This is a genomic window from Burkholderia sp. MSMB1072 (assembly GCF_001524725.1).
Classification (GTDB): domain Bacteria; phylum Pseudomonadota; class Gammaproteobacteria; order Burkholderiales; family Burkholderiaceae; genus Burkholderia.
This window is the reverse complement of the sequence record NZ_LOYC01000055.1, coordinates 1-11,071: the sequence shown is the minus strand read 5'-3', so window position 1 is coordinate 11,071 and position 11,071 is coordinate 1. Positions and strand designations below refer to the sequence as shown.

General features: G+C 67.9%; 8 protein-coding genes. 7 read left to right on the top strand and 1 reads right to left on the bottom strand.

Going from position 1 to position 11,071, the window contains the following annotated elements:
• Positions 1-64: 64 nt before the first annotated feature.
• From WS89_RS24840 to WS89_RS24825, 4 genes are all read left to right on the top strand, one after another.
• Positions 65-865 (top strand): hypothetical protein, encoded by an 801-nt coding sequence (locus WS89_RS24840; RefSeq protein WP_059794118.1) that lies wholly within the window; start codon positions 65-67, stop codon positions 863-865.
• Between the two features lie 630 nt (positions 866-1,495).
• Positions 1,496-1,855 (top strand): avidin/streptavidin family protein, encoded by a 360-nt coding sequence (locus WS89_RS24835; protein WP_059503479.1) that lies wholly within the window; start codon positions 1,496-1,498, stop codon positions 1,853-1,855.
• A gap of 456 nt (positions 1,856-2,311) precedes the next feature.
• The gene (locus WS89_RS24830) at positions 2,312-3,022 is read left to right on the top strand and encodes a response regulator transcription factor (protein ID WP_059503486.1); all 711 of its coding nucleotides are present in this window, start codon (positions 2,312-2,314) and stop codon (positions 3,020-3,022) included.
• On the top strand, positions 3,022-4,524 hold the full coding sequence (locus WS89_RS24825; RefSeq protein ID WP_059794122.1) for a sensor histidine kinase: 1,503 nt from the start codon (positions 3,022-3,024) through the stop codon (positions 4,522-4,524). The genes WS89_RS24830 and WS89_RS24825 overlap by 1 nt, the downstream gene beginning before the upstream one ends.
• A 15-nt stretch (positions 4,525-4,539) precedes the next feature.
• On the opposite strand, the gene WS89_RS24820 is transcribed toward WS89_RS24825, so the two are convergent.
• On the bottom strand, positions 4,540-5,640 hold the full coding sequence (locus WS89_RS24820; RefSeq protein ID WP_059503488.1) for an AraC family transcriptional regulator: 1,101 nt from the start codon (positions 5,638-5,640) through the stop codon (positions 4,540-4,542).
• Positions 5,641-5,926: 286 nt separating this feature from the next.
• Here WS89_RS24820 and WS89_RS24815 point away from each other — a divergent pair, with 286 nt between their 5' ends.
• From WS89_RS24815 to WS89_RS24805, 3 genes are all read left to right on the top strand, one after another.
• Positions 5,927-7,561, top strand: coding sequence for an AMP-binding protein (locus WS89_RS24815; protein ID WP_059794116.1), 1,635 nt, complete (start codon positions 5,927-5,929; stop codon positions 7,559-7,561).
• A complete protein-coding gene (locus tag WS89_RS24810) occupies positions 7,561-8,724 on the top strand; it encodes an AraC family transcriptional regulator (protein WP_156440610.1) in 1,164 nt (387 codons plus the stop codon). Before WS89_RS24815 ends, WS89_RS24810 begins: the two co-directional genes overlap by 1 nt.
• Before the next feature lie 417 nt (positions 8,725-9,141).
• Positions 9,142-10,932, top strand: a complete 1,791-nt coding sequence (locus tag WS89_RS24805; protein WP_059794114.1) for an acyl-CoA dehydrogenase — start codon at positions 9,142-9,144, stop codon at positions 10,930-10,932.
• The last annotated feature ends 139 nt before the right edge of the window (positions 10,933-11,071 follow it).

Below are 11,071 nucleotides of genomic sequence, written 5' to 3'. Positions count from 1 at the left end.
GTGCGTGCGGCGCGATGCGCGCGTGCCGGCTTCGTTCGTCCAGTTCGTTTGAAAGGGGACCCCGATGAAAGCCGCTGCACTGATTGCATTGACCTGCCTCGCGCTGACCGCTTGCGGCGGCGACGACAATTCCTCGCCTGTGGCGTCCGGCGGATCGGGGACGAGCAACAACGGTGGCGGTGGAACGGGCGGCGGGACGCCGACCACGGGCGCACCCGACGGCAATGCGGGTTCGCCGACCGCCTCGAACGTCGAGTGCGATCCGGTCTACCAGCAGGGCGATACCGTGCAACTGCACATGTATACGCAAGCGACGTCGCAGAGCCCGTCGGTCGACAACGGCGTGTACACGCGGACTTACGCGCCGGCGACGTTCAACGGCGTGGCGCTCACGCAGCAGGCCGAAACCACGACGGGCTCGCCGATTCAGACCAATCACTACTACCTCGTCGGCAATGGCGTGCGCACGAACTACGGTGGCGAGGTCTACAGCGGCGGCACGCTTGCATTGCGGGACGTGAACTCGCCGCCCTATGTCGAGACGATCGGCCTCGCGGGAAGCGAAACGGTGAATTACGTGGATACGCCGGTCTTTCCGGCAGGCGGTGCGCAAACGTCCGTCTCGATCCAGCGGACGTACGTCGCGCGCGAAACGGTCAGTCTCCGCAACGGCAAGGTCTTCGCGAACGCTTGCCACTATCACACGACGGAGACCTTCACCAACCCGGCGTTGACGAGCAAGACGATCGCGGACGACTGGCTCGCGCCGGGTGTCGGCCTGGTCAAATCGGTCGCCGACGTGGGCGGCACGCAGATCATCACGCGCGAACTGGAAGCGGCGACGGTGGGCGGCAAGTCGTATTGAGTGCGCATGGGCGGCGCGCCGCGATCGGTCTCGCATCGGGGGCGTTGACGACCTGCTGCTTGGGGCATGCAGCAGGTCACGCCGTCACGCGGATGGCTGACCGATTCTCGGACTTGCAGGAGCGTGACGGTGCGTTCTGCCGTCCGCCGTTGAGATCCCCGTTGCAACGACGGGGCGTTGAAAGAGCGAGCCGCACGGACTTCATCCAGAAACCCCAAGCGGGTCAGGCGAGGAAGTTGCTCGACAACTCCTCGACGCCGTCGCGGCGACCGCACGAGCAATTGGAACACGTACAGGCATCCTGATCGACTCATGTCGACGCAGGCTGGCTTTCGCCCCGGACGGCGTATCGTGATCAATAAGGTAGCGAACGAAAGAGTATGTGCTTGCCGGCTCGCTATATGCAGCACTTCATATCATCTGACGAGCGTCTATACTTTTTGACTGTAATGTCGGCGCCGTGGGCGCTGGCGATTCTTCACTATTGCCGGATTCGCGCCGGGATTGGCCATCACGACGGCGCTCGCCTATGTGCGGCGCTGGCTTTGAGAGTCCGATTGCCGCGAGAAGGCGCTGGCACCAGGAACGCTCGGCCCGTTAGCGCGCGATCAAGTCCTCCGGAGGTGGGTTATGAACTGGATCGGTACGTGGCGTAATCAATACGGCTCCACGCTTTCCATCACAAGCGACAAGGAAGGCGCCATCCGTGGCGTATTCAGCACCGCGTTGCAGGACAGCGCCTTCTTCGGTCACGATCTGCCTGTCTCAGGCGTTTGGTTTGGCGATTGCATCAACTTCGCTTTCGGCATATCGAATGACGTAGTGACGGCGATCTGTTCTTTCACAGGCATGCTGCGTGACGGCAAGCTGCAGACGGCATGGCATGTCGTGACCAGCAAGGCGCCTCGGCAAGGCTCGCGATCGTCGGAGTTTGGATGGGCACATGCCGTCCAGACCAATGCGGATACATTCGAGCGAATCGCTGAGTAACGATGTACCCGCAAAATCGTGGCTCGGAGCGGTCGTAAGCCGCGACGCCCGTCGCCGGCTCGAACGGTGCGGCCACGCGCGCGACATGCAGGTTCGTGCAGAACGTCGCGACCGGGTCCGGCCGCGCTTGCGCGACCTCGCGCATCAGCGCGGAGAGCGGCATTTCGGGTTCGCGTTCGACGCCGAGCCGTCCGGCCGATGTGCCCGGTGAGTCTCCAGCCCTGCCTGTTTCGTCATCACACTCGAATGCCGCAGCACCTTTTGACGGCGGGAAGCCTTGCTGATATTGGCCCCCATCACGGGCACGATCGAAATTTAAACGAAATGTGATCACTCGCGGCCGCAAAATTTTGCACAATGGCGGCAGCGCGGCCTTCCGCCGCGCTTCGCGCCGGCCCCGATCGCCGCCCGACAACCGTGACCCAGCCCCGCTCCGACGTACCGCCGCCCACCGCCATGGACCACCCGAAACGTATCCTGATCGTCGAGGACGACGCCGACATCGCCGACGTGCTGAGCCTGCATCTGCGCGACGAGCGCTACGAGGTCGTGCACAGCGCGGACGGCGCCGAAGGGTTGCGCCTGCTCGAACAGGGCGGCTGGGACGCGCTGATCCTCGACCTGATGCTGCCCGGCGTCGACGGCCTCGAAATCTGCCGGCGCGCGCGGGCGATGACGCGCTACACGCCGATCATCATCACGAGCGCCCGGTCGAGCGAGGTGCACCGGATCCTCGGCCTCGAACTCGGCGCCGACGATTACCTCGCGAAGCCGTTCTCGGTGCTCGAGCTCGTCGCACGCGTGAAGGCGCTGCTGCGGCGCGTCGATGCGCTCGCGCGCGATTCGCGGATCGACGCGGGCACGCTCGACGTCGCGGGGCTGGCGATCGACCCGATCGCGCGCGAGGCGAGCGTCGACGGCGCGCGCATCGATCTCACGCCGCGCGAATTCGACCTGCTGTATTTCTTCGCGCGGCATCCGGGCAAGGTGTTCTCGCGGATGGACCTGCTGAACGCCGTGTGGGGCTACCAGCACGAAGGCTACGAACACACGGTCAACACCCACATCAACCGGCTGCGCGCGAAGATCGAGGCCGATCCGGCCGAGCCCGTGCGGATCCTCACCGTGTGGGGACGCGGCTACAAGCTCGCCGCGCCGGACGCATGATGAAGCTCACGCTCACGCGGCGGCTGTCGCTCGTGTTCTCGATCCTGCTGCTCGCGTGCTCGGGCGCGTCGGCATGGCTGCAGATCCGCGCGAACGACATGCGCGAGAAGGAAGTCGTGCAGGCGCTGTCGCGCGACCTGGCCGCCAACATCGCCGGCAGCGCGCCGCTGATGGACGCGAACGGGCTGCGTCCCGACGCCGTACGCACGCTGTTCGGGCAGTTGATGGGCGTGAACCCGAGCGTCGAGGTGTACCTGCTCGACAACGCCGGGCGCATCAAGGGCGACGATGCGCCGCCGGGCCACGTGAAGCGCGACCGCGTCGATCTCGCGCCCGTGCAGCGCTTCATCGCGGGCCAGCCGTTGCCGATCCTCGGCGACGATCCGCGCAGCCCGGACGCGCGCAAGGTGTTCAGCGCCGCGCCGCTGCAGCGCGCGGGGCAGCCGCCGTCGGGCTACATCTACGTGGTGCTGCTCGGCGAGGCGCACGATCGGCTCGCCGCGCGCGTCGACGCCGGCAACGTGCTGCGCACGACGCTGTGGTCGATGGCGATCGTCGCGCTGCTCGGGTTGCTGGCGGGCCTCGTCGCATTCGGCTTCATCACGCGCCCGCTGCGCCGGCTGACGGCCGCGATGCGCGACTTCGACGCGAACGCTGCGCCCGGCGCGCCCGACACGCCGCCGCCGGTGCTGCGCTTGCCGCCGGGCCGTCGCGGCGACGACATCGCGGTGCTCGAATCCGCGTTCGCGCAGATGGCCGACCGGATCGGCGAGCAGTGGCGCGCGTTGACGCGCCAGGACCAGCAGCGGCGCGAACTGATCACGAACATCTCGCACGACCTGCGCACGCCGCTCACGTCGCTGCACGGCTATCTGGAGACGCTGTCGCTGAAGGCCGACACGCTGGCCGAGCCCGAGCGGCGGCGCTACCTGTCGATCGCGCTCGCGCAGAGCGCGAAGGTCGGGCGGCTCGCGCAGGCGCTGTTCGAGCTCGCGCGGCTCGAATCGGGCGGCGTACAGGCCGAGCGCGAGCCGTTCTCGCTCGTCGATCTCGTGCAGGACGTGTTCCAGAAATTCGAGCTGGCCGCGCAATCGCGCGGCGTCGCGTTGCATGCGCGGATTCCGCCGCGCGTGCCGGCCGTGTCGGCCGATCTCGGGATGATCGAGCGCGTGCTGACCAACCTGCTCGACAACGCGCTGCGGCACACGCCTTCGCACGGCGAGGTCGAGATCGCGCTGGAACCGCAGGGCGACCGCGTGGTCGTGACCGTGTCGGATACCGGCGAAGGGATTCCGGCGGCGCGGCGCGAAGGGTTGTTCCAGCGGCCGCAGCGGCCGATGAGCGGCGGCACGGCGACGAGCGGCGGGCTCGGCCTGTTGATCGTGCACCGGATGCTGGCGCTCAACGGCAGCGGCATCCGGCTCGTCGACCGGCCCGGGCGCGGCGCGGTGTTCGAGTTTGCGCTGGCGGTGGCGTCGCCGGCGGCGGGCGACGCGCGCTGACCGCGATCGGCGGCGTCATCGGCCGCGCTTGCGCCGCACGTCGCTCGGCGTCGTGCCGGTCCAGCGCTTGAACGCGTGACGGAATCCCACGGCATCGCTGAAGCCGAGCGTCAGCGCGATGTCCTCGGTGCTGAGCGTGGTCGTGCCGAGGTAGTCGATCGCGAGCGCCTTGCGCACGCTCGTCAGCAGTTCGCTGTACGACGTGCCTTCGGCTTCGAGCTTGCGGCGCAGCGTGCGCGAGGTCATGCACAGGCTCTCGGCGATCGCGTCGATGTCCGGGAATTGTCCCGGCGTGCGGGTGAGCTCCTCGTATACGCGTCGCGTGATACCCGATCGGCTGCGCAATTCGTCGAGCAACTGCGCGCAGTGCGACGACACCTGCGCGGCGGTGATCGGATTCGCGAGCTGCGGCGCGCGCGTGAGCCAGGCCGCCGGATAGCTGAGCACGTGATGCGGCTGGTCGAACGCGATCGGGCATTCGAGCGCGTCGGCCAGCAGCGCCCCGTGCGGCGGCCGCGGCTGCGCGAACTGCGCGCGCGCGGGCACGCACCATCCGCCCATCACGTCCTTGATGATCGTCACGTGCAGCGCGAACTGCATGTCGATCAGGAAACGGTACAGCGGCTCGTCGAGATCGGGCAGCGCGACTTCGTGGCGGTCCGGAAACAGCCACGACGCGGTGTCGCCGTGTTCGACCCATCGGATCGGCAGCATCCCGTTCGCGAGCCGATGATATTTGACGGCCGCATCGAACGCGCGCGCGAGCGATTCCGAGCACAGCATCGCGTAGCCGTACATGCCGTAGCTCGACGCGCGCAGCAGGCGGCCGACGCGCACGCCGAGGTCGGTGCCGTCGTACCGGCCGACCGCGTTGCGCGCGGCCGTCAGGAACTGCAGCGGCGACGTGAGCGTGAACGGGTCCGCGACGTCGGCCGGCGCGAGGCCGGTGCCGGCGAGCACCGCCGCCGGGTCGAGGCCGGCTTGCGCGGCCACGTCGACCAGCACGGCCAGCTTGGCCGGCGTGAAGCGCTGCTCGCGCAACGCGTGGGCGGCGTCGGCGTCGGGCAGCCGCGGGGGACGGGCGTCCGTCGGTTTCAACAGCGCACTGCGCGACATGGGGATCCTGCGTCCGAATCGATATCGTTGACGGCTTGCAATTTTGCGCGGGAACGATTCCGTTCGCCACAGGGTTCACCCTGACGTGCCGACGGTACGGCCCGATCGGACGGGCGTTCGCCGTGCGAAGCGACGTGGACACATGCATGCGCGTGTCCGTTTCGATCATGTTTTCGGCCGGCCGGATCATTTGCAAAGCGCGCCGCGCGGGCGATAGTCGCCGCTCAGGCGGCGGCCCGCGTCCTTCCGGCGTGCAGGCCGCCGTGCCGTCCCCGAGGAGCGAGACATGACGAAGAGACACTGGACCGGGTCGTACGGCTCGATTCCCCCCGAGATCGACGCCGACTGCCATCCTTCCGTCAGCGCGCTGCTGGACGACGCGATGCGCCGCTTCGCCGACCGCCCGGCGTTCCATGCGTTCGGCCGCACGCTCACGTATGCCGACGTCGACCGCCTGTCGACCGCGCTGGCCGCGTATCTGCAGCAGGTCGTCGGCGTGCGAAAGGGCGATCGCGTGGCTGTGATGCTGCCCAACGTGCTGGCGTTTCCGGTCGTGTTCGTCGCCGTCGCGAAGATCGGCGCGGTCCAGGTCAACGTGAATCCGCACTACACCGCGCGCGAGCTCGAGCATCAGCTCAACGACGCAGGAGTCGAGGCGGCGGTCGTATGCGGCGGGTCGATGGGCACGTTCGCGGAGGTGGTCGGCGGCACGCGCGTGCGCACCGTGCTGAGCGTGGGGCGCGAGGATCTCGGCGTCGTCGATGCGCCGGCCGGCACGTGCGACGCACTGCCGCCCGGTTCGATCGCGCTCGCGCACGCGATCGCCGCCGGCGAATCGCTCGCGTGCGAGCCGGTTGCGCTGAGCGGCGCGGACCTGTTGCTGCTGCAATACACCGGCGGCACGACCGGCCTGTCGAAGGGCGCGGCGCTGTCGCATCGCAACCTCGTCGCGAACATCGCGCAGTTCGCGGCGATCGTGCCGGATGCGCGCCAGCCGGGCGAAGAGGTCGTCGTCACCGCGATCCCGCTGTATCACATCTTCGCGCTGACGGTGAACTTCCTGTCCTACTTCGCGATCGGCGCGCAGAACTGGCTCGTCGCGAATCCCCGCGACATGGACGGGTTCGTCGACGTGCTGAAGGCCGCGCGGCCGACGGTGTTCGTCGGCGTGAACACGCTGTACGCGGGGCTTGCCGGCCATCCGCGCCTGAAGGAGGTCGACTGGTCGCGGCTGAAGCTGTCGGCCGGCGGCGGCGCGGCGGTGATCGACGTGATCTCGTCGCGCTGGAAGGCGGTGACGGGCAATTTCATCCGCGAGGGCTATGGGCTCTCGGAAACGTCGCCGGTCGTGTCGTTCAACCCGCAGTCGATCGACCGGTTCACGGGCACCACGGGCCTGCCGCTGCCGTCGACCGACGTGAAGCTGCTCGACGAGCAGGATCGCGAGGTGGCGATCGGCGAAGCGGGCGAGATCTGCGTGAAGGGGCCGCAGGTGATGAGCGGCTACTGGCAGAAGCCGGACGCGAATGCGGCCGCGTTCACGGCGGACGGCTATTTCCGCACCGGCGACGTCGGCGTGTTCGACTCGGCCGGCTTCCTGCGGATCGTCGACCGCAAGAAGGACATGATCATCGTGTCGGGTTTCAACGTGTATCCGAACGAGGTGGAAGCGGTGGCGACCGCGCTGCCGGGCGTGGCCGAATGCGCGTGCATCGGCGTGCCGGACCCGCGCACGGGCGAGGCCGTCAAGCTGTTCGTGGTGCTGGCGCCGGGCGCTGACGTGACGGAAGCGCAGCTCGTCGCGCATTGCCGCGCGAGCTTGGCCGCGTACAAGGTGCCGAAGCTGGTTCGATTCGTCGACCAGCTGCCGAAGTCGACGGTCGGCAAGATCCTGCGCCGCGAACTCAGCCGCACCGACTGATGTTGGCGACGCGTCGCGCGGCGGCTGCGGCTGCGCGGCCTGGTGTGCGGAAAGCCCCGAAGGTGGCGCGCGGGCCGCTCAAGTACAATGCGGTCGGTTCGATCGACGGGGACGCGATGACCGGCTCAGACTCACTTTCCGCCCGGCCCGGGCGTGCGCTGCCGTCGCCGAGCGCGACGGTGCCGATCTCGCTCGTCAACGGTTTTCTCGCGAGCGCGGGCGTGCAGCGCGACGTGGTCGAACGCTACCTGCGCGGCGCCGGCATTCCGATCGAGCTGCTCGGTGAGCCGCACGCGCGCGTGACGGAGGAACAGTTCTCGACGCTGTACCGCACGCTCGCGATCGATCTCGACGACGAGATGCCCGGCATCTTCTCGCGCCCGCTGCGCGGCGGCACGCTGAAGTATCTGTGCCTGAGCCTGCTCGATGCGCGCAACCTCGAAACGGCGCTGCATCGTTTCGGGCAATTCTTCCATATCCTGCTCGACGACTTCTTCGTCGAATCGAAGCGCGACGATCTCGTCGCGCAGGTGCTGCTGCGCCCGAACGAGGCGATCGGGCCGATCGGCGCGCTCGGCCAGGAGCTGATGCTCAAGCTCGTGCACGGCGTGTGCTCCTGGCTGATCGGGCAGAAGATTCCGCTGCTGCAGATCGAGTTCGCATGCCCGCGGCCGCGCCACGCGGTCGATCACCTGTACTTCTTCACCGGCGCGGTGCAGTTCGACCGCGAGCGCACGCTGATGCGCTTCAGCGCCGATTACCTCGACGCGCCGATCCGGCAGAGCAAGCGCAACCTGCGCAAATTCCTCGCGCGCGCGCCCGGCGACTGGATCTTCGAATCGTTCAGCGAACAGCTCGTGTGCCATCGGGTGCGGCAGTACCTGTCGGCGGCACTGCCGGATCTGCCCGTGATCGACCAAGCGGCCGAGCATCTGCATTGTTCGGTGCGGACGCTGAGCCGCCATCTGGCCGCCGAAGGGACGACGTTCCAGGTGCTGAAGGACGAACTGCGGCGCGATATCGCGATCCAGCGGCTGACCGATACGCCCGACACGATCGCTGCGATCGGCGCGGATATCGGCTTCGACGATCCGAGCGCGTTTCATCGCGCGTTCCGGCACTGGACCGGCAGTACGCCGGGGACGTATCGGCGCCGGGCGTGACGCGGGCGCGGGGATGAGCGTCGCGGGTGGCGCGTGCACGGATTCAATCCCATAACCGGCTCCTTTTGTGGTTTTCACGGCCGGTGTTTGAGCGGACACTCCCATAACCGGCTTCCTTCGTCGCTCGAGCCGGGCAGGCGCGAGTGCGGCCGGTCGTTTCCTTTTGGCGCGCATCACCGCGATTGCCGATACCGACGGACCGGGCGCCGACGCCCGTCCGGCGGGCGTTCGCCGCCGGGCACGGCGGTGTTCGCCGGTACGCGACGTGGCCGGTTTTGTCACCATGTGGGCCGGATATGACAATGGGAATCCGGATGCCCGGCGTTAGGATGGCCCATCACGTCGCCCAACGCTGGCCGGTTTTGCCGTATCGGACCCCGTGGCGCTCCTATTCACTGCCTGATTGGAACATCGACCATGAGCTATAACGCCCCCGTCAAGGACATGCTGTTCGTGCTGAAGGAACTCGCGGGCATCGACGCCGTTGCGCAATTGCCGGGCTTCGAGGATGCGGGTTACGACACGGCGCAGGCCGTGCTGGACGAGTCCGCGAAATTCTGCGGCGAGGTGCTGGCGCCGCTGAACGTCGAAGGCGACCGCAATCCCAGCAGCTGGAAGGATGGCGTCGTGACCGCGACGCCGGGCTTCGGCGAAGCGTTCCGCCAGTTCGTCGAAGGCGGCTGGCAGGGGCTGCAGCATCCGGCCGAATACGACGGCCAGGGGCTGCCGAAGCTGATCGCGACGCCGTGCATCGAGATGCTGAACGCGTCGAACCTGTCGTTCGCGCTGTGCCCGCTGCTCACCGACGGCGCGATCGAGGCGCTGCTGACGGCCGGCACCGACGAGCAGAAGCAGCGCTACGTGCCGAAGCTGATCTCGGGCGAATGGACCGGCACGATGAACCTGACCGAGCCGCAAGCCGGTTCGGATCTCGCGCTGGTGCGCTCGCGTGCGGAGCCGCAGGGCGACGGCACGTACAAGGTGTTCGGCACGAAGATCTTCATCACGTGGGGCGAGCACGACATGGCGGACAACATCGTCCACCTGGTGCTGGCGCGCACGCCGAACGCGCCGGAAGGCGTGAAGGGCATCTCGCTGTTCATCGTGCCGAAGTTCCTGGTCAACGACGACGGCTCGCTCGGCGCGCGCAACGACGTGCACTGCGTGTCGATCGAACACAAGCTCGGGATCAAGGCGAGCCCGACGGCGGTGCTGCAATACGGCGATCACGGCGGCGCGATCGGCTATCTCGTGGGCGAGGAGAACCGCGGCCTCGAATACATGTTCATCATGATGAACGCGGCGCGCTTCGGGGTCGGGATGCAAGGGATCGGCGTGGCCGACCGCGCGTACCAGAAGGCGGCCGAATTCGCGAAGGAACGCGTGCAGAGCCGTCCGGTGGACGGCTCGGCCAAGCAGTCGGTGACGATCATCCATCACCCGGACGTGCGCCGGATGCTGGGCACGATGCGTGCGCTGACCGAAGGCGCGCGGGCGCTCGCGTATGTGGCTGCCGCGCACAGCGACATCGCCCATCGCCATCCGGACGAGGCGACGCGCGCGCGTCATCAGGCCATCTACGAATACCTGGTGCCGGTGGTGAAGGGCTGGAGCACGGAGATGGTGAACGACGTCGCGAGCCTGGGCGTGCAGGTGCACGGCGGGATGGGCTTCATCGAGGAGACGGGCGCGGCGCAGTACTACCGCGACGCGCGGATCCTGGCGATCTACGAAGGGACGACCGCGATTCAGGCGAACGACCTGGTCGGCCGCAAGACGATGCGCGACGGCGGCGCGGTGGCGAAGGCGCTGATTGCGGAGATCGGCGACACGGTCGCGGCGCTCGGCAAGATCGACGGCGCGGCGGCCGCTTCGATGAAGGCGCAACTGGAGAAGGGGGCGCGCGCGTTGTCGGCGGTGGTCGACTACGTGCTGGCGAACGCGAAGCAGGACCCGAACGCGGTGTTCGCGGGCAGCGTGCCGTACCTGAAGCTGGCGGGCGTGGTGCTGTGCGGGTGGCAGATGGCGCGCGCGCTGGTGGCCGCTCACGCGAACCGCGCGAACGACGTCGCGTTCTTCGACGCGAAGATCGCGATCGCGCAATGCTATGCGGAGCACGTGCTGGTGCAGGCGGGCGCGCTCGAAGCGTCGATCGTCGGCGCGAAGGGCAACGAGAGCGTGCTCGCGTTGACGGAAGACCAGTTCTGACCGGCTGACGGTCGGGATGCAGCAGGAGGAGACAGGATTTTGACCACACAGGACTTGCTCGCGCAATACGGCCCGCGCGAATCGATGGAATACGACGTCGTGATCGTCGGCGGCGGCCCCGCCGGGTTGTCGGCGGCGA

Coding starts and splice junctions, on each gene's coding strand:
- WS89_RS24840 (WP_059794118.1), top strand. CDS start 65: ATGAAAGCCGCTGCACTGATTGCATTGACCTGCCTCGCGCTGACCGCT.
- WS89_RS24830 (WP_059503486.1), top strand. CDS start 2,312: ATGGACCACCCGAAACGTATCCTGATCGTCGAGGACGACGCCGACATC.
- WS89_RS24810 (WP_156440610.1), top strand. CDS start 7,561: ATGTTGGCGACGCGTCGCGCGGCGGCTGCGGCTGCGCGGCCTGGTGTG.
- WS89_RS24820 (WP_059503488.1), bottom strand. CDS start 5,640: ATGTCGCGCAGTGCGCTGTTGAAACCGACGGACGCCCGTCCCCCGCGG.
- WS89_RS24815 (WP_059794116.1), top strand. CDS start 5,927: ATGACGAAGAGACACTGGACCGGGTCGTACGGCTCGATTCCCCCCGAG.
- WS89_RS24825 (WP_059794122.1), top strand. CDS start 3,022: ATGAAGCTCACGCTCACGCGGCGGCTGTCGCTCGTGTTCTCGATCCTG.
- WS89_RS24805 (WP_059794114.1), top strand. CDS start 9,142: ATGAGCTATAACGCCCCCGTCAAGGACATGCTGTTCGTGCTGAAGGAA.
- WS89_RS24835 (WP_059503479.1), top strand. CDS start 1,496: ATGAACTGGATCGGTACGTGGCGTAATCAATACGGCTCCACGCTTTCC.